Consider the following 19,815-nt stretch of genomic DNA (forward strand, 5'->3'; position numbering starts at 1 on the left):
CCAACACTCGCACAACAGCTGTTGTGCGGTCGTAGAAACTAACTCTTCCGGCAATTACTCCTATATCTTCCAGCAACTTCCATTATATATCTCAAAGACTTCTGTCATACCTTTCAGGTACTTCTCCTATATCTTTCGATAACTTCCCTTATATCTTTCGAAGACTATCCCTATATACCTCAACGTCTTCTCCTATATCTTCCTGCATCCGCAAGCGTTTCAGCGTTTCAGCGTTTCACTTGTTTTTTCCAACATCTATTTTCCCTCATCTATGATTTTTAGTTAATTTTCCACGATTTCTTCGTATCTTTCATTTATAATGTGTAACTTTGCACCCAGAAATTTAAACGTTTAAAGATAAAATGGCATTAAAATGTGGTATTGTAGGCCTCCCAAACGTGGGTAAGTCTACACTGTTCAACTGTCTGTCTAGTGCAAAGGCACAGGCAGCTAACTTCCCTTTCTGTACTATCGAACCAAACTTGGGCGTCATCACCGTACCAGATGAGCGACTCAACAAGTTGGCAGAGATTGTTCACCCAGGACGCATCGTCCCAGCGACTTGCGAAATCGTAGATATCGCAGGTCTCGTCAAGGGTGCCAGCAAGGGCGAAGGTCTTGGTAATAAATTCTTGGGAAATATCCGTGAGTGCGATGCTATCATCCACGTAATCCGCTGCTTCGACGATGACAACATCGTGCGCGAAGGTGGCGCCAAGGTTGACCCATTGGAGGATAAGAGCGTCATCGATACAGAGTTGCAGCTCAAGGACCTGGAAACCATCGAATCTCAGCTCGCCAAACAGCAGAAGACTGCAGCTGCCGGCAATAAGGATGCCAAGTTGATGGTTACCGTTCTGGAGGCTTACAAGGCTGTTCTGGAGCAGGGAAAGAACGCCCGTGGCGTAACTTTCGAAACCAAGGAAGAGCAGAAGGTGGCTCACGACCTTTTCCTCCTCACAACCAAACCTGTGCTCTACGTAGCCAATGTAGATGAAGCTTCTGCCAAGACCGGCAACGAGTATAGCAAGAAGGTAGAGGAAATCGCCAAGGAAGAAGGTGCTGAGTGCATGGTCATCGCAGCCAAGACAGAGGAAGACATCGCTTCTCTCGAAACCTACGAGGATAAACTGATGTTCCTCGAAGAACTCGGCCTGGAAGAGAGCGGCGTAAACCGACTCATCAAGAAGGCATACGCCCTGCTGAACCTCGAGACATTCATCACCGCAGGTGAGATGGAGGTGAAGGCATGGACCTATCACAAGGGCTGGAAGGCTCCTCAGTGTGCCGGCGTCATCCACACCGACTTCGAGAAGGGATTCATCCGTGCAGAGGTTATCAAGTATGATGACTATATCAAGTATGGCTCTGAAGCTGCTGTACGCGAGGCTGGTAAGCTCGGCATCGAGGGCAAGGAGTACATCGTACAGGATGGCGACATCATGCACTTCCGTTTCAACGTATAACGATTATGATGGCAAATCTGCTTAACTATATCGTATGGGATCCGGATCCCATCTTGGCTCACCTGGGTCCTATCTCCATCAGATACTACGCCACCTGCTGGATGGTAGGCTTGCTGCTGGGTTATCTGATGATGCACCGTCTCTACAAGGAGCAGAAGCTGGGCGAGGATAAGTTTGAACCGCTCTTCATCTACCTCTTCGTCGGCATCCTGGCGGGTGCCCGACTGGGACACTGCATCTTCTACCAGCCGGAATACTTCCTCACCCAGTGGGATCACGTAGTCGAGATGTTCATCCCGATGCATCACATGGCAGACGGCAGCTGGAAATTCACTGGATATGAAGGTCTGGCTAGCCACGGAGGCGTACTGGGACTGTTCATCGCCATCTGGCTCTACTGCCGCAAGACGAAAGTGGGCGGCTGGACATTACTCGACAACATGGGTATCATATCAGGCATCACCGCCTGCTTCATCCGCCTGGGCAACCTGATGAACTCCGAGATCATCGGCAAGGTAACCGATGTGCCTTGGGCATTCATCTTCGTCAAGGAAGATCAGTATCCGCGTCATCCCGGCCAGCTCTACGAGGCGATAGCCTATCTCGTCATCTTCCTCCTCATCCTCTTCATCTATAAGAAGAAGGGGCCTAAAAGTGTGGGAAGCGGACTTTATTTCGGCCTTTGCCTTACCCTCATCTTCACCTTCCGTTTCTTCGTGGAATACACCAAGGAGATTCAGGTGGCTTTCGAGGCAGGATTGCCTATGGATATGGGCCAGATATTGAGTCTTCCGCTCATCATAGCGGGAGTATGGAGCATCGCCTCCAGCCCTAAGCGAGCTGCGAAAAAGGAAAACAAAGCATAAATACGATGATAGAAGTTTCGTTCCATCCAGATGTGTGGGGCGGAACTTTTATTGTTTAAAGCCAGCGATATGGTAGACTTATCGCATACATGGTATCCTGCTTATATATATAATAAGGTATAAACAACAACTACAATATGAATAGAAGCATCATTCTCTACCTTCTCGCCGCACTTCTTCTGGTAAGCTGCGGATATCAGGGCAAATCATCCTCTCCTTCCTCTCAGGATGGGGGCAAGAACAATCTGCCCGCCCATATAAGGCTCATCAGTACCACTCCCATCAAGGATCAGGGCGAGAGCGAACTCAGCTGGGCATACGCCATGCTCGCTACCATAGAGAGCGAACATATCATGAAGGGTGACTCCGTGAACCTCTCCGTGGCTTACATCGCCCGAATGATGCTGCAGGAGAAAGCCATAGAGTATTATCTCTCGCAAGGCAGCAAGCCCATCAGCATGCGAGGCATGGCTTCCATGCTCATACATTATATAGATAAGTATGGTGCACAACCCTACGACAGCTACGAAGATCCGAAGGATATCAACTACAAGACGCTCTGCCGGAAGGTGGAGCAGCTCTGCGATGCAGCCATCTCACAGAAGTCGGGGTTCGGAAAGCTGAAGGATGATCTCGACAATCTCTTTGATCAGGAGATTGGCTACATGCCTGCCAAGCAGGTTCACATGCTCGGTGCCGAATATACCCCGCTGGAGTTCGCCCACAGCGTATGCTACCCGGAAGAGTATGTATCGCTCACCAGTTTCACCCATCACCCTTACCGCGAGTACTTCGCCCTGGAGATTCCCGACAACCGTCAGCACGACTCCTACCTCAATCTGCCGCTGGATGAGATGATGCTCCATATCCAGAAGGCGATAGAGAACGGCCACCCGGTATGCTGGGAGGGCGATATTTCGGAAGAAGGCTTTATCCACGCCAAGGACAACTATGTGGATATCCCGGAAAACGAACGCCCCGTAACCCCTACTTCCCGCCAGGAGGAGTTTGAGCAGCTGCGCACCACCGATGACCACGTGATGGAAATCATCGGCACTTTCCTAAAAGACGAGCAGCGATACTACGTCTGCCGCAACTCAGCAGGAAAGATCTGGGGCAACCAGGGACTCATCTATCTCTCTGAAGACTATCTCCGCCTCAAGACCATAGTCGTCTTCATGAGCGAAGAAGCCTTTCTCTTCGATAGGAAGTAAAATGGTTGATGTAGGTCAAATATCTGCTTCATAACACTTGTGTGCGCACACATATAGTTGACATACATCAAAAATTCGGGCTTTTTTCGCATTTTCTCCATAAAAGTTTTGGTGGAATGGCAAAATCGTCGTACCTTTGCATCGTCAATAAGACAAAAGGTTATTAGGTTTTTAGGTTAAGATTGTTAGTTGTTTATAGGTTATTAGTTATAAGGTAATAAAAAAGATTGTTTATTCAAGGACGACGAAAAGAAATTTTGTTTAGGTTATTAGGTTTTTAGGTTTAAGATTGTTAGTTGTTTAGTTTTAGGTTATTAGTTTTAAGGTAAGAAAAAAAAGATTGTTTATTCAGTGAGAACAGGATAATGTCGATAGGTTAAGCGTAACTTAAGGTAAAAAAAGACATGTATCGGATAACAAGATGATGCCTGTGAGCAGTAAATGACTGCTTCGGGCGCCGCAATGGAGAAGAGCTTGTGAAAGCGATAATCTCCTTTGAGTTATGAAAAATTTGGGAATATAGCATTAAAGGTGCGCAATTTCGAGTGAATCGAAGTTGCGCACTACTTTTTTTATGCCACACGCCAAGTTCTTATATGCAATCCGCCCCCTTCCTACGGGCATTCTAGAGGTATTTTAGGCATAATCCCCTCATTTTTATGATAATATACACTAAATAATTTTGTATTACCACCGAAAAGTTGTACTTTTGCAAAAGATAATAAATAACAAGGTAATATGGCAAAACATCCTCTTTGGAACGACGATTATTGGCTCCTGCTACTCCAGCTCTACCAGAAGAAGCCGATGGGAGTAAAGCCCTTATACTCAAAAGGTATAGTCGATTTGAGCTTGGAACTGCACATCCAGCCGGAATATCTGCACGCACAGATGTTCAAGCTGCAGCGCATCACGCCTCGCATCAAGCGGCTATGGGATAAATATGCCGATAATCCACGCCTTCTATCCCACGACATCAAGATTCTCCGATCCATGAACGGATGCGGAAATGCCAAGGATTTTTTTGCAGGAGTAGAAGTAAAGGAGTCGTTCGAGAAAGATTGGGAACCTCTCGTTGAAGAGCCATCGCTCAACCCCGTGAAGCTCATCATCATCCTCGACCTCTACTTCCAGCTCACTCCCATCACCATGGTGGCTGAAACGCCGGAAATCATCAACCTGGGAAAACTCATCAAGGTATCACCCAAGCTGATTGCAGAAGTGATGGGCGTTTACCAATACTGCGACCCTTATCTCAACCGCCAGCAAGCACCAGACAGCAAGCTGATTAGCGCATGCAAGGACATCTGGCACAGATATGGTAACGGAAACCCTGACAAGCTGAACCAGCTTGCCATCAACCTGCAGGAATACTACAAGTAGAACGGAAAAAAGAATACTGCAAGCAGAAAAAAACTGCAGGCAGAACAGAAAAAAAGATATATAAACAGCAAAAGCTCAACTCAAGAATAAAGATATGGCTCAAAAACTCATTCAGACACAGGCACAGAAGCTGCAACAGCTACAAAAACTCTCCGCCCAGCAGATGCTGCAGGTGAAGCTCCTGGAGATGCCCCTCACCGAACTCGAGGAGAGCATCAATGCCGAACTGGACGATAATCCTGCACTGGAGAGTGAGAATCCAGATGATATGCTCAGCGAAAGCTACGATGGAGATTCTCCGCTGGAACATGGTGCAGATAGCAGTAATAGCGACAGTGATACTGATTCTGATGATGCCTACGAGGCACTGTCGGAGAAGGAAGAGAGAAAAGACGAGCTCGACCAGGCACTGGAAAGCATCGGACAGGATGACCAGATGCCCGATTACAGCTCCGACAAATACGGCAACCAGGACACAGCTGAATACGAAGAAATGGTATATGGAGACACCACATCCTTCTACGACAAGCTGAAGGAGCAGATGGATATGCAGAACCTCACCAACAAGGAAAAGGAAGTGATGGAATATCTCATCGGATCGCTCGACAACGACGGCCTGCTTCGCAAGGATCTCGACAGCATCAGCGATGAGCTGATGATCTATCACAACATCGATGTAACCGAGAAGGAGATAGAGCACGTACTCCATGTCCTGCAGAGCTTCGACCCTGCGGGCGTAGGCGGAAGAAGCCTCCAGGAATGCCTCCTGCTTCAGGTAAAGCGAATGCCGAAAGGCGTACTCCGCAAGACCATGGAAGAGGTATTCACAGACTACTTCGATGAGTTTACCAAGAAGCACTGGGACAAGATCAAGGCAGGGTTGGAACTCAATGATACCCAGCTTGATACCCTGCAGCGGGAAATCAGGAAACTGAACCCGAAGCCAGGTGCTTCGATGGGAGAAACCGAAGGCAGAAACATCCAGCAGATTACCCCCGACTTCATCGTAGATACCAACGACGACGGCTCCATCACCTTCTGCCTGAACCGCGGTCACATTCCGGAGCTCACCATATCTCCATCCTTCACCGACATGATAGAGCAATACCGCAATCACAAGGACAAGATGAGCAGAGCCGAGAAAGAAGCCCTGTTCTATGCCAAGGGAAAGGTGGACAAGGCACAGGGATTCATCGAGGCAATCAAGCAGCGGCAGCATACCCTCATCGTAACCATAAAAGCGATTATCGACATCCAGCGACAGTTCTTCCTGGATGGAGACGAAGCCGACCTGAAACCGATGATTCTCAAGGATGTAGCCGAAAGAACCGGATTGGATATCAGCACTATATCGCGAGTGAGCAACGTGAAGTATGCACAGACCAAATGGGGCATCTTCCCCCTCAAGTTCTTCTTCACCGATGGCTATACCACCGAGGATGGCGAGGAACTGTCAACCCGCAAGATCAAGATTGCCCTTCAGGAAATCATAGCGCACGAAGATAAGAAGAAACCATTGAGCGATGAAGCATTGTCAAAGGCGTTGAAGGAAAAAGGATTCCCTATCGCCCGACGCACCGTAGCGAAGTATCGCGAACAATTTAATATTCCAGTAGCACGATTAAGAAAATGAAAGAGAAGAATATCATATTCACTGCACGAATCATGAGCATGATCTTCACCCCCTTCTATCTGCCGATAGTGGGATTGATAGCACTGTTCATCTTCAGCTACATGTCATTGTTGCCGATGATGTATAAGCTGGTGATGCTTGCCATGGTGTATCTGCTCACCGTGGTGGCACCCTCGCTGCTCATCCATCTCTACCGGCTCTGCCAGGGATGGACATCCCACGAACTGGGCAGAAAGGAGCGCCGTCTCGTGCCCTATATCATCTCCATCGTGTGCTACTTCGCCTGCTTCTTCTGGATGGAGTACCGCAACACTCCCCGCGTCATCAGCATCATCGTGGTAGTGGCACTCACCATCCAGATGGTATGTGCCCTCATCAATATATGGTGGAAGATCAGCACCCATACAGCCGCCATCGGAGGCGTGGCAGGCGGACTGATATCCTATTCCATCGCCTTCTCTTTCAACCCGCTGTGGTGGCTCTGCTTCGTGCTGATACTGGCAGGAGCCGTAGGAACGGCGCGCATGATACTGCGACAGCACTCGCTCTCGCAGGTGATCGGGGGATTCCTCGTAGGAGCCGCCTGCGCCATCCTGGTCATCTGAAGCCTGCACCATCCTGGACACCCGATTCCGGTGCCGTACAAGGAACATAGAAAAAAGAATTAATAACATAATATAGTAAGAAATGAAACCATTAGTAAGCATTATCATGGGCAGTACCAGCGATCTGCCTGTTATGGAAAAAGCATGTAAGTGGTTGAACGACAACCAGATTCCTTTCGAGGTAAATGCCCTCTCTGCACACCGCACACCGGATGCAGTAGAATCATTTGCCAAGGGAGCCAAGGAGCGTGGCGTGAAGGTAATCATCGCCGCTGCCGGTATGGCTGCCGCCCTTCCTGGTGTTATCGCTGCATCTACCCCACTGCCAGTTATCGGTGTACCTATCAAGGGTATGCTCGATGGTCTTGATGCCATGCTCAGCATCATCCAGATGCCTCCTGGCATTCCTGTGGCTACTGTTGGTGTGAATGCGGCTCAGAACGCTGCCATCCTCGCTGCCGAGATGATTGCCCTTGCCGATGAGGAAGTGGCTCAGAAGGTAGAGGCATGGAAGGCGGGGCTTGGTGCCAAGATCGAGAAGGCAAACCAGGATCTGGCTGAGGTAAAATACGATTTCAAGTGTAATTAATCTAATATGTGATATGCCCCATTCCTTTGGGGCATATTCTATTCTTATACATTATGGTAGATTTATTCAATTATACCCGCCGTGCCTCTTCTGTGGCACATATCGGAGCCCTCGACTTGGGTGGCGATAACCCTATCCGCATCCAGTCGATGACCACCACCAATACCAATGATACTGAGGCTTGCGTCCGTCAGGCAGAGGAAATCATCAAGGCTGGCGGCGAGCTGGTGCGCTTCACCACTCAGGGTTCCCGCGAGGCAGAGAATATGAAGAACATCAATGCCGGCATCCGTGCCGACGGCTATCAGACTCCACTCGTTGCCGATGTTCACTTCAATCCTAACGTTGCCGACGTGGCTGCACTCTACTGCGAGAAGGTGCGCGTAAACCCGGGCAACTATGTGGATCCTGCCCGCAAGTTCATCAAGCAGGAATATACCGATGAGGAGTACGCCCACGAACTCCAGAAGATAGAAGACCGCTTCGTGCCGTTCCTCAACATCTGCAAGGAGCATCATACAGCCATCCGCATCGGCGTGAACCACGGTTCGCTCTCCGACCGCATCCGCAACCGCTATGGCGATACGCCTGAGGGCATCGTAGAAAGCTGTCTCGAATTCCTGCGCATCTGCAAGAAGGAGAATTTCCACGATGTAGTCATCAGCATCAAGTCATCCAATACCGTTGTGATGGTCCGCTCCATGCGCCTCCTGGTAGAAGAAATGGAGAAGGAAGGTATGAATTACCCACTCCACCTCGGCGTAACCGAAGCTGGCGAAGGCGAGGATGGCAGAATCAAAAGTGCCGTGGGCATCGGTGCCCTGCTGGCTGACGGTATCGGCGATACAGTCCGTGTAAGCCTCAGCGAGGAGCCTGCTGCAGAGATTCCGGTGGCTCGACACCTGGTAGATTACATCGGCAAGAAACAGGGTCATCTGCTGATTCCTGCCGCAGCTTATCCTGGCTTCGACTGGCTGCGCCCTACCCGCCGCGAAACCGTGGCTGTAGGCAATATCGGCGGCAACAACGTTCCGGTGGTTATCAGCAACCGAATCAACGGCGAGAGCACCGTTTGTGAGAACAAGGATGCTACGCCTGATTATATCTATATAGGCGGTAAGATGCCTAAGCAGTTTGTGCCAGGTCAGAGCTACATCGTAGATTACAATGTTTACGAGACGCTGAACAGCAAGCCAGAAACTACTGGTGCCAAGCTCTACCCTATCTTCCCTGCTATGGCAATGCCGCTCATCGCCAGCATCAAGGCAGACATCAAGTTCCTCACCCTGCAGTTTGGAACTCCAGCCGAGGAATACATCGCCTGCCTGAAGGCTCATCCAGAGGTAGTGGTTATCTGCGTCAGCAATCATCAGAACCGCCTGGGCGACCAGCGTGCATTGGTTCACGAGATGATGAATGCCGGCTTGAAGAACCCTGTGGTTTTCGCAGAGATGTACCAGCACGGCAAGGAGGAGAAGAGCGACTTCCAGCTGGAGGCTGCTGCTGATATGGGAGCCTTGATGATCGATGGTCTGACCGATGGTATCTGGCTGATGAACGATGGTGACATCCCTGCTCAGACAGTAGATGAAACCGCTTTCGGCATTCTCCAGGCAGCCCGTCTGCGCACCAGCAAGACCGAGTATATCAGTTGTCCAGGTTGTGGCAGAACACTCTACGATCTTCGTGAAACCATCGCCAAGATCAAGGAGGCAACCAAGCATCTCAAGGGCTTGAAGATTGGCATCATGGGCTGCATCGTGAATGGTCCAGGTGAAATGGCGGATGCCGATTACGGCTACGTAGGCGCCGGTCCTAACCGAGTAAGTCTTTACCGCAAGCAGGTTTGCGTAGAAAAGAATATTCCGCAGGAGGTGGCAGTAGAGCATCTGCTCGCCCTCATCGACTCGGATAAGCAATAATTCGGCTCTTCTGAATAAGAGCAATACCCCAGATAAAAGAGGAAATGCCGTTCCTGCATTTCCTCTTTTTTAAAATAAATGACTCAGTGACTCAGTGACTCAGTGACTCAGTTTATTTCAAGCCCCTATTTGGTCTATTTTCTGCTTACAGATTGTAAGCATATATATTATATATTATATATATATATTTATATATATAATATATCTACTATAAAGAGGGTAGAACATACGGTCGGAAATAAACTGAGTCACTGAGTCACTGAGTCACTGAGTCATTTTTTGTTGCTGATGGATATTCTACTTAACTATCTTACTGGAAGAACTTTAAGACAAAAAACTATATTTCCGGAGACACAACTCAACGCTTCTTTCTTCTAAAAACTACGAGTTAGGATTATTAACGAAGTTTCAAATTGAAAGCTGCTGAAAATCGCCCCTTATCGCCACCCAAAATTTGGTGGTTCCCCCAAAAAGCCGTATCTTTGCACTGTCATTCTGAGATAAGGCGCCAACGTTATCTTTAAGTTAATCTCCCACTTTTAATATGGCTTTTTCACAAAAAAGATGTATCTTTGCAGCGGAAAAGGAGACAATGGCTGATTTGGCTCCCGTAATCATCAAAAACGGATAAGATTATGGCTGATACTAAGTTACTCCTGGTTGAGGATGATGAAAACCTCGCCTATATGGAGAAAAGCTGCTTCGAGGATATCATCGGAGGATATGAAGTGAAAACCGCCGTTAACGGCAAGGAAGGACTGAAGGCGTGGAGAGACTTTCAGCCCGATGTCATCGTATCGGATATCGACATGCCTATCATGGACGGCATCGAGATGGTGAAGAACATCAGGGAGGTGGATGGAGAAACCATCATCCTCTTTACCACCGGTCTCACCTCACCCAAGGATCTGAAGGCAGGTTATGCCGCCGGAGCCAACAACTATATCAAGAAGCCTTTCATCCCAGAAGAGTTGGACGCACACATCCACAGCCTCATCCAGCTGAAAGCCGGAAAGCGCAGCGAGAATGCCAGCAACCAGATCAAGCTGGGCAGATATACGCTCGATGCCGACCACGCCTCACTAAAAGATACACAGCAAGGCAGCGAGAAAATGCTTACCGCACGAGAGGCTAAGATCCTGGAACTGCTGGCGGTAAACAAGAACGAGGTGGTGCGCCGGGAAGCCGTACTGAGCCGCTTCTGGGGCGTGGAAGACAAGGATTACTTCGCTTCCAGAAGCCTGGATGTTTTCATCAAGAAAATCCGCACGGCACTGGAAGACGAGCCTGCCGTAGAACTGAAAACCATCAGAGGAGTGGGATTCAAGCTCATCGCAGAATAAACATCCCCCCACCCCCTCATAACATCATACGAGAATCAAATTAGAATAAAGAAAAAAGACAGAAAAGACATCATTATGCAGAAAGCGATATTATACTACATACTGTTTCTTGCAGAATATCTCATCACCATCTTCCTGGGAGGATTCCTGGTGGGACTCTACATGGCAATGAACATCCCTTCGGGCTCCCACAGCCAGCAGATAGAAGGTCTGGAGGAATCCATCTATCCGTTTATGTTTATCATCGGATTTCTGGGCATACTCATCGTATGGTTCACCTTCGGACATTACAAATTCTCCAGGTTCTCGCTTGGAAAGGTGATTCCTGCCGCCAAATGGAAGGCGATGACCATTTGCACCATGCCGATTCTGGGCTTCACCATGGTCTTCTATTCCATCATGAACCTCTTCCATATCGACTTCCTTCCCAAGCAGATGATGGAGATAAGCTATCTCGGTTTCCTGCCATACAATATCATCGGATCGTTTATATCTGCCTACATCTTCTTCGGCGCCATTCAGGAGGAACTGATCCGCTGCGGCAAGAAGAGATGGGTGCAGCTGCTCACCCTCTCGATTATGATGCTGCCAGCCAGCATGATGTCAGCAACACCTAGTGGTGACATCAATGTAGATTTGACCGTGCTCGGTTTTATCACCCTCTGCTACTGCAGCTGGATATACGGCAAGACACGCAGCACCATCATTCTCATCGTGCTCTATTTCGTATCCAATCTGGTTCCCTTCCATTTTGAATCGAAAGTGCTCGGCATATTGCTCCTGATAGCCGGTACGGCATTAACCATAGGCGGATTCGCTGCCCTGAGCAGGAAACTGCCTGAAATGCTTGTGAAAGATGAAAACGAATAGAACCAAGGCACTCAGCACCACGGCACTGATAGCCGTGCTCTGCATGCAGCTGTTCTGGATGTGGAACTCTTTCGAGATGACCGTTCACCAGATGGGATTTGAAACGCCCTGGAACCTGGCACCGGATGTCAGGGCACAGGCATTGCTCGCTGCCTTCTACGAAAGCAAGTTCACGGTTCTCACCTCGCTCCTTACAACGGTGGTGATCATCCTGAGCCTCATCGATCAGATCAACTACATCGATGAGCAGGAAAGGGTGCGACTGCTGCGCGAGGACTTCTCCTATGCGATGGTTCACGACATGAAGTCGCCGCTCACCTCCATCATCATGGGAACCAAGTATCTGCACAGCGGCGTACTGGAGAAGAAGCCGGAAATGAAGGAGAAATATTTCTGCATCGTAGAAGACGAGGCGCAGCATCTGCTTGCCCTCATCAACCGCCTGCTCACCATCTCGAAACTGGAGCACGGCAAGCTGCATATCCAGAAGGCGGAAGTAAATTTGGAAACGATGATAGAGGATGTGGTGGATAAATACAAGGCGAAATCAGCGAAACCAATCCATATCATCACCCGGTTTGGAGCCACCTCTGCCCTAGCCGACGAGGAATATCTGAAGGAAGCGATCAGCAATCTGGTGGATAACGCCACCAAGTACTCGAAGGAGGAAATCAACATTGAGATTTCTACCCTGGAGGATGACAGAAACGTTTATATCAAGGTTTTTGATGAGGGTATCGGCATAGCCAAGAGCGAGCTGAAGACCATCTTCAACCGCTTTGAGCGCGCCGCTGAGCACGAAAAGGATGCCCGCAAGACCCGTGGCGGCTTCGGCATCGGTCTGAACTACGTGCTGCAGGTAATCAACGCCCATAGCGGCAAGATATGCGTAAAGAGCGAGAAAGACAAGTGGTCGGAGTTCACCATCTCGCTGCCGAAATAATCAGACAGCAGCTTATTAAAAAATAAAATAAATAGGAATTATGGACTTAAAAGGAATCTACACAGCCGATGCCAATCGCTATGGCGATGCAGAGGCACTTTACAAGAGATGCGGCAAGAGCGGAGTCTTGCTGCCTAAAGTTAGTCTGGGATTCTGGCACAACTTCGGAGGAGTGGATCCTTACGAGAGAAGCCGTGCCATCACCCATTATGCCTTCGACCACGGAATCACCCACTTTGACCTTGCCAACAACTATGGTCCTCCATACGGAAGCGCAGAAGAAACCATGGGCAGACTGATGAAGGATGATTTCCTGCCTTATCGCGACGAACTCTTCATCTCTACCAAGGCGGGATACGATATGTGGGAAGGTCCTTACGGCAACTGGGGCTCTCGCAAGTATCTGATGGCGAGCCTCGACCAGAGTCTCAAGCGCATGAATCTGGACTATGTGGATCTCTTCTACAGTCATCGCTACGACCCGAATACGCCGCTGGAGGAAACCCTCCAGGCAATGGTAGATATCGTGAAACAGGGCAAGGCACTCTATCTCGGCATCAGCCGATGGCCACTGGAAGCCCTGAAGTTCGCAGATAAATACCTGAAGGAGCGCGACTGTCCGCTGCTCATCTTCCAGGACAGACTCAACATGCTCGACCGTGCGCCGCAGGAGAACGGAACCCTCGACTACTGCCACGAAAACGGCATCGGATTCATCTCCTTCTCTCCCCTCGCCCAAGGTCTCCTCACCGACCGCTATCTCAACGGCATCCCAGCCGATAGCCGCATGGCAAAGGAGCACTTCCTGAAGCACAACGCCCTGACTCCGGAACTCCTGGAGCAGTTGAAGCAATGGAATGCGGAAGCCGGCGAACGAGGCGAAACCCTCGCCGAGATGGCACTAGCCTGGATATTGCAGCAGAAAGGCGTAACCAGCGTACTGGTAGGTGCCAGCTCAACAGCCCAGCTTGAAAAGAACATGAAATGCGTTCATGCCAAGGCATTCTAAAAATAGATAGTGGCCAACTAAAATATCAGGTTTTAGTGGCTACTCTTTTTGTTTTTATACCTTAATTATATATCTTTATGCGCCTTTTAGTATGATTTTTCAAAGAAAAGCAGTACCTTTGTACCCAAAAATAAGAAATTGCATTCATGAATACAAAGATAAACGAATTTGAGGTGATGGCACCTGTGGGCTCGCGCGAGTCTTTGGCTGCCGCTATTCAGGCTGGTGCCGACTCCGTATATTTCGGAATCGGCAAGTTGAACATGCGTTCACATTCTGCCAATCATTTTACGATTGACGACCTGCGTGAGATTGCTGCCACCTGCAATGAGCATGGCATCAAGACTTATCTCACCGTCAACACAGTGATTTACGACAACGACATCCCTACGATGAAGGAAATCATTGATGCTGCCAAGGAGGCAGGCATCTCTGCCGTCATCGCCAGCGATGTGGCTGTGATGAGCTATTGCAATGAAGTAGGAGAGGAAGTACATCTTTCCACACAGTTAAATATCTCAAACACAGAGGCTTTGAAGTTTTATGCACGCTTTGCAGATGTTTCTGTTCTGGCACGTGAATTAAATATGGACCAGGTAAAGCATATCCATGAGCAGATAGAGCAGCAGAATATCTGCGGCCCTATGGGCAAGCAGATTCGCATCGAAATGTTCTGCCATGGCGCCCTGTGCATGGCTGTATCGGGCAAATGCTATATGAGCCTTGCCAATGCCAACCGCTCTGCCAACCGTGGCGAATGCGTTCAGATTTGCCGCCGCAGCTATACCGTTACGGATAACGAAACCGGCAACCAGCTGGAAATAGACAACAAGTATGTAATGAGTCCGAAGGACTTGAAGACCATCCGCTTCATCGACCGCATGATGGATGCCGGCGTTCGCGTCTTCAAGATTGAGGGTCGTGCCCGTGGACCAGAATACGTATATACCGTAGTGAAGTGCTACAAGGAGGCGATAGCCGCCGTGCTGGACGGTACCTTTACCGAAGAGAAGAAGGATGAGTGGGATGAAAGACTTGCCACCGTATTCAACCGCGGTTTCTGGGATGGCTACTACCAAGGGCAGACCCTCGGCGAGTGGAACAAGCACTATGGTTCTGTGGCTACCGAGAAGAAGGTGCTCGTGGGCAAGGTGATGAAATACTTCTCCAAGCTGGGCGTGGCAGAGGTTGCTGTAGAAGCTTCTACCTTTGACAAGGGCGAGAAACTTCTGATTACGGGTAACACCACCGGCGTGATGTATCTCAATGCCGATGAAATCCGCTACGACCTGAAGCCTGTGGAAACAGCGCAGCAGGGTTGGAGAGTGTCTATCCCCGTACCGGATAAGGTGCGCCCTAACGATAAGCTCTATAAGTTGATTACAGTAAACGAAATTAAAGAAATAAAATAATGGCAACAATTAATGAATTGCAGGATGAAGTGGTAGAGGAGTTCCAGGACTTCTCCGACTGGATGGATAAGTATCAGATGCTCATCGACTTGGGCAACGAGTTGGCTCCTCTCGACGAGAAATACAAGAACGAGCAGAACCTTATAGACGGCTGCCAGAGCCGCGTATGGTTGCAGTGCGACTACGAGGATGGCAAGCTCGTATTTACAGCCGATAGCGATGCCCTCATCGTAAAGGGAATCATCGCCCTCCTGATTCGTGTGTTGAGCGGTCATACTCCAACAGAAATTATGGATACCGACCTCTATTTCGTAGAGAAGATTGGCTTGAAAGATCACCTGAGTCCTACCCGCAGCAACGGTCTGCTGGCGATGATCAAGCAGATTCGCATGTATGCTCTGGCCTATAAGACCAAGGAGGCAGAGGCATAAATATACAAAAGAGTAGGGGGATATTCCCCTTCATTTCAGAATAACTATGCGTAAATTAAGAACGATAGAGATGAATCGCCTCACGCTGGAGGAATTCAAGGAGGCAGAGAAGCTTCCATTGATAGTAGTCCTGGATGATGTGCGATCATTATATAATGTGGGAAGCGTGTTCCGCTCCTGCGATGCCTTCCGTGTAGAGGCGGTGTATCTTTGCGGTATCACCGCCACTCCTCCCAATACCGAAATCCACAAGACGGCACTAGGCGGCGAAGACAGCGTGGATTGGGAGTACTTCAAGACCACCGAAGAGGCTGTGGAAAAGCTGAAGCAGAAAGGCTACTTTGTGTATAGCATTGAACAGGTAGAGGGTTCTACCAAGCTTCAGAACCTCGAAAAATCCCATAAAAGAATTTTCGGAAAGGAAGTAGGGGAGAAGCCATCAGATTCTTCACTCTCCACTCATCACTCTCCACTTCCAAAAGGCTACGCCGTTATCTTCGGCAACGAAGTAAAGGGTGTGAAGCAGAACATCGTGGATATGAGCGATGGCTGCCTGGAGATTCCACAGTTTGGCACCAAGCATTCCCTGAATGTCAGCGTAACAGCCGGCATCGTGGTTTGGGAATTCGCCAAACTTCTGAAGTTATAAACAAAAATCAGGTTATCAATACAATAATCCCCGATAAAGCAGCCAGGCTCTATCGGGGATTTTCTTATTTCAGATATTCTCCAAAATCTGTCAATCTCATATCACCCTTCTTCAGGAAGGTATCGTGCATGGCGAGGGCGGCACGCATGCTCTGTGGCTCGTGTCCCTTCTCGGCAAACTTCAGATACTCACGGAGCATAGGGCGATAATCCGGATGCGCACAGTTCTCGATAATCTCCTTGGCACGACGCAACGGACCCTTGCCACGAAGATCGGCAACGCCCTGCTCGGTAACGATGACATCCACATCGTGCTCGGTGCTATCCACGTGACTGCACATCGGAACAATGGCAGAGATGCAACCGTTCTTGGTGGTACTCTGCGTGGTGAAGATAGAGATGAAACCATTGCGCTCGTAATCGCAGGAGCCGCCGATACCATTCATCAGCTTGCTGCCGCAAATGTGGCTGGAGTTCTCATTGCCATAGATATCACACTCAATGGCGGTGTTCATGGCGATGACACCCAGTCGGCGGATAACCTCCGGAGAGTTGGAAATCTCGCTCTGGCGGATGGTGAGATGCTTCTTGAAGTAATCAATATCATCATACACCTCTTTCAATGTACCATTGGTTACGGTGAGCGAAGAGCAGGAAGCATCCTTGATTCTTCCCTCGCGCATGTATTTCACCACGGCATCCTGAACCACCTCGGTATAGACGCTGAACACAGGTACGTTAGGATTCTGTCCCAATGCCTCAAGAACGGCATTGGAAGTTACGCCCACTCCGCTCTGCAAAGGCAGGAACTGAGGAGGAATATGCCCCTTCTTCAGGTCGCTGACCAGGAAATCAGCCACATTGTGTCCCATCTGCTCGGTTACAGGATCGAGTGGCTTGAAGGCACGCGCCTCCTCCGGAATGTTGCATTCCACCACACCGATAATCTTATGTGCATCAATCTCCACATATTCCTTGCCAATTCTGTCGCCCACATTCAAGATTGGGATAGGGGTGCGGAACGGGCATTCTGCTATCTCATATACATCGTGAAGATAGCGAGAAGCTGGACTGTGGAAAGTATTCTTCTCAATGAGCACCTTCTTGGCGAGTCGTGCGATGGTAGGAACGATACCGCCGGCAGAGGTCAGAAATGCCTTGCAGGTGGTTTCGCCTTCTTCCAAATCAGAAACTTCGATGATGGCAAGGTCTATTTCGCCATAGAAACCACGGCGCAGACGCTCAGCCATGTGACCGAGGTGCATATCCTCATAATCTATCTCGCCCAGGTTGGTGTGAGTTCTAAAATCCTTGTTGGTAGAAAATGGCGCACGGAACTTGATGGCATGGGCTGCTGCCATGTCACCTTCAATACTCTGCGAAGTAGAAGCTCCTGTCAAGATGCCCACCTGGAAAGGTCTTCCTGCCTCATGCTCAGCCACTGCTCGCTTAGAGAGTTCGCGGAAGGTTGCCTTAGGCACGCCGTTTGGTGTAAAACCACTCAATCCGATTGTATCTTGATCGTTAATCATCGCTGCTGCTTCGGCAGCACTCAATCTTGTATATGCCATTTTCTTCTTTCTTAATACTCATTAGCGGAACTGATAGCCGCCTTCTTGATAATTGATAACTGTTTGCGGCTGCAAAGTTACATATTATTTTCGATATACGCTAATAATTTGATAATTTTATGCATATATTAGGCAAAAAACTTACAAATAGTGAATAGATATACAGAAACTGATTACTTTATGCAAAAAACTATTTTGTTTTCTGCATCCTGTATTTTGTTTTTTCCCGATTTATTCTCTACTCATGTTAGCATTTTCATCAGATAAAAGTGGTATTTTAGGGGCATTTAATAACATTTTGCGAATGATTTGTCGGATATATCAGAAAAATGAGTTAACTTTGCAGAAAAATATAAATAATATAAAAGAAAGGTTCATACAAGATGGAACAGAAATTACTGATTTACAACACTCTCACTCGTACGAAAGAGAGATTCACTCCGCTCCACGCTCCTAACGTGGGCATGTATGTTTGTGGCCCTACCGTGTATGGCGATCCGCATCTCGGTCATGCGCGCCCTGCCATCACATTCGATATACTCTTCCGCTATCTCAAGCACCTGGGCTACAAGGTTCGCTACGTTAGAAATATTACCGACGTGGGCCACCTGGAGCACGATGCTGATGAGGGCGACGACAAGATTGAGAAGAAGGCTCGCCTGGAGCAGTTGGAGCCAATGGAGATTGCGCAGTACTACACCAACCGCTACCACGATGCCATGGAGGCGCTGAACGTGCTTCCTCCTAGCATTGAACCTCATGCCACAGGCCATATCATAGAGCAGGAGAAACTGGTTCAGGAAATCCTGGACAATGGCTATGCCTACGAGAGTAACGGCTCTATCTACTTCGACATCGAGAAGTATAACAAGGATCATAAGTACGGTATCCTCTCGGGACGTAACCTGGAGAACGTGATCAACGAGAGCCGTGAGCTGGCTGGTATCGGCGAGAAGAAGAACCAGGCTGACTTTGCCCTCTGGAAGAAGGCTTCACCTGAGCACATCATGCGCTGGCCTAGTCCTTGGAGCGATGGTTTCCCAGGATGGCACTGCGAGTGTACTGCGATGGGCAGAAAGTATCTGGGCAGCCACTTCGATATTCACGGTGGCGGCATGGATTTGATTTTCCCTCACCACGAGTGCGAGATTGCGCAGGCTGTGGCTTCTCAGGGCGACCAGATGGTTCATTACTGGATGCATAACAATATGATTACCATCAACGGTCAGAAGATGGGTAAGAGTCTTGGTAACTTCATCACCCTGGAGCAGTTCTTCACTGGCAATCACGACAGTCTGGAGCAGGCTTATTCGCCAATGACCATCCGTTTCTTCATCCTCTCTGCTCACTATCGCAGCACCGTAGATTTCTCTAACGATGCCTTGAAGGCTAGCCAGAAGGGATTGGAGCGCCTGATGAATGGTTTGAACGATTTGGAGCGTGTGCCTGTGGCTAAGCAGAGCGATGAGCAGGTGAAGAAGTTCGTAAGCGAATTGCGCCAGCGCTGCTACGATGCGATGAACGATGACTTCCAGACTCAGCTTGTCATCAGCTACCTCTTCGAGGCTTGCCACGTAATCAATACAGCCCTCGACCACAAGGCAAACATCTCTGCCGAAGACCTGAAGGAACTTTCAGATACCATGCATCTCTTCACCTTCGACCTGCTCGGTTTGAAGAGCGAGAAGGGAGCCAACAATGATGCTCGTGAAGAGGCTTATGGCAAGGTAGTGGATATGGTTCTCGACCTGCGTGCCAAGGCAAAGGCTGATAAGGATTGGGCTACCAGCGACCAGATTCGCGATGCCCTGGCTGAAGCCGGATTCGAGGTAAAGGACACCAAGGATGGTGTTACCTGGAAACTGAACAAGTAAAAATCGTCTCAATATATAATAAGGTATGTCTCTCAA

17 protein-coding genes are annotated in these 19,815 nt (G+C 49.0%); 16 read left to right on the top strand and 1 reads right to left on the bottom strand.

All coding sequences use genetic code 11. The annotated features are described in order from the left end of the window. Positions 1-362 precede the first annotated feature (362 nt). The 15 genes from ychF (at position 363) to AAAT87_RS01055 (ending at position 16,335) form a co-directional block, all read left to right on the top strand. Positions 363-1,466 carry a redox-regulated ATPase YchF gene (gene ychF / locus AAAT87_RS00985; RefSeq protein WP_089543063.1) on the top strand — a complete coding sequence of 368 codons (1,104 nt, stop codon included), beginning with the start codon at positions 363-365 and terminating at the stop codon, positions 1,464-1,466. 5 nt (positions 1,467-1,471) lie between these two features. Continuing rightward, entirely contained in the window at positions 1,472-2,332 is an 861-nt protein-coding gene (gene lgt, locus AAAT87_RS00990; protein WP_427876391.1) for a prolipoprotein diacylglyceryl transferase, read from the top strand. A gap of 137 nt (positions 2,333-2,469) precedes the next feature. Continuing rightward, the gene (locus tag AAAT87_RS00995; RefSeq protein WP_349225374.1) at positions 2,470-3,546 is read left to right on the top strand and encodes a C1 family peptidase; all 1,077 of its coding nucleotides are present in this window, start codon (positions 2,470-2,472) and stop codon (positions 3,544-3,546) included. A gap of 738 nt (positions 3,547-4,284) precedes the next feature. After that, positions 4,285-4,929, top strand: coding sequence for a hypothetical protein (locus tag AAAT87_RS01000; protein ID WP_294857805.1), 645 nt, complete (start codon positions 4,285-4,287; stop codon positions 4,927-4,929). Between the two features lie 94 nt (positions 4,930-5,023). After that, the gene (rpoN, locus tag AAAT87_RS01005) at positions 5,024-6,562 is read left to right on the top strand and encodes an RNA polymerase factor sigma-54 (RefSeq protein WP_349225375.1); all 1,539 of its coding nucleotides are present in this window, start codon (positions 5,024-5,026) and stop codon (positions 6,560-6,562) included. After that, positions 6,559-7,167, top strand: a complete 609-nt coding sequence (locus AAAT87_RS01010; RefSeq protein ID WP_295024409.1) for a phosphatase PAP2 family protein — start codon at positions 6,559-6,561, stop codon at positions 7,165-7,167. The genes rpoN and AAAT87_RS01010 overlap by 4 nt, the downstream gene beginning before the upstream one ends. Before the next feature lie 82 nt (positions 7,168-7,249). After that, the gene (gene purE, locus AAAT87_RS01015) at positions 7,250-7,756 is read left to right on the top strand and encodes a 5-(carboxyamino)imidazole ribonucleotide mutase (protein WP_117663600.1); all 507 of its coding nucleotides are present in this window, start codon (positions 7,250-7,252) and stop codon (positions 7,754-7,756) included. A 53-nt stretch (positions 7,757-7,809) separates the two neighbouring features. Then, positions 7,810-9,678 carry a 4-hydroxy-3-methylbut-2-en-1-yl diphosphate synthase gene (locus AAAT87_RS01020; RefSeq protein ID WP_349225376.1) on the top strand — a complete coding sequence of 623 codons (1,869 nt, stop codon included), beginning with the start codon at positions 7,810-7,812 and terminating at the stop codon, positions 9,676-9,678. 635 nt (positions 9,679-10,313) lie between these two features. Then, positions 10,314-11,021 (top strand): response regulator transcription factor, encoded by a 708-nt coding sequence (locus tag AAAT87_RS01025; RefSeq protein WP_349225377.1) that lies wholly within the window; start codon positions 10,314-10,316, stop codon positions 11,019-11,021. 75 nt (positions 11,022-11,096) lie between these two features. Next, entirely contained in the window at positions 11,097-11,891 is a 795-nt protein-coding gene (locus tag AAAT87_RS01030) for a hypothetical protein (RefSeq protein WP_349225378.1), read from the top strand. Next, positions 11,878-12,834: a sensor histidine kinase gene (locus AAAT87_RS01035; protein ID WP_349225379.1), complete on the top strand. Its 957-nt coding sequence runs from the start codon at positions 11,878-11,880 to the stop codon at positions 12,832-12,834. The genes AAAT87_RS01030 and AAAT87_RS01035 overlap by 14 nt, the downstream gene beginning before the upstream one ends. 40 nt (positions 12,835-12,874) lie before the next feature. Then, on the top strand, positions 12,875-13,843 hold the full coding sequence (locus AAAT87_RS01040; RefSeq protein ID WP_349225380.1) for an aldo/keto reductase: 969 nt from the start codon (positions 12,875-12,877) through the stop codon (positions 13,841-13,843). A gap of 146 nt (positions 13,844-13,989) precedes the next feature. After that, positions 13,990-15,255, top strand: a complete 1,266-nt coding sequence (locus AAAT87_RS01045; RefSeq protein ID WP_218420866.1) for a peptidase U32 family protein — start codon at positions 13,990-13,992, stop codon at positions 15,253-15,255. Continuing rightward, on the top strand, positions 15,255-15,686 hold the full coding sequence (locus AAAT87_RS01050) for a SufE family protein (RefSeq protein WP_153092034.1): 432 nt from the start codon (positions 15,255-15,257) through the stop codon (positions 15,684-15,686). The genes AAAT87_RS01045 and AAAT87_RS01050 overlap by 1 nt, the downstream gene beginning before the upstream one ends. A gap of 46 nt (positions 15,687-15,732) precedes the next feature. Then, positions 15,733-16,335: an RNA methyltransferase gene (locus AAAT87_RS01055; protein ID WP_349225381.1), complete on the top strand. Its 603-nt coding sequence runs from the start codon at positions 15,733-15,735 to the stop codon at positions 16,333-16,335. Between the two features lie 64 nt (positions 16,336-16,399). Here AAAT87_RS01055 and AAAT87_RS01060 read toward each other — a convergent pair whose 3' ends face one another. Beyond that, on the bottom strand, positions 16,400-17,905 hold the full coding sequence (locus AAAT87_RS01060) for a butyryl-CoA:acetate CoA transferase (protein WP_295023918.1): 1,506 nt from the start codon (positions 17,903-17,905) through the stop codon (positions 16,400-16,402). Positions 17,906-18,288: 383 nt separating this feature from the next. On the opposite strand from AAAT87_RS01060, the gene cysS reads away from it, so the two are divergent. After that, a complete protein-coding gene (gene cysS, locus AAAT87_RS01065; protein ID WP_296972232.1) occupies positions 18,289-19,779 on the top strand; it encodes a cysteine--tRNA ligase in 1,491 nt (496 codons plus the stop codon). The last annotated feature ends 36 nt before the right edge of the window (positions 19,780-19,815 follow it).

The sequence above is a fragment of the Segatella sinensis genome (assembly GCF_040095255.1).
Classification (GTDB): Bacteria; Bacteroidota; Bacteroidia; order Bacteroidales; family Bacteroidaceae; genus Prevotella; species Prevotella sinensis.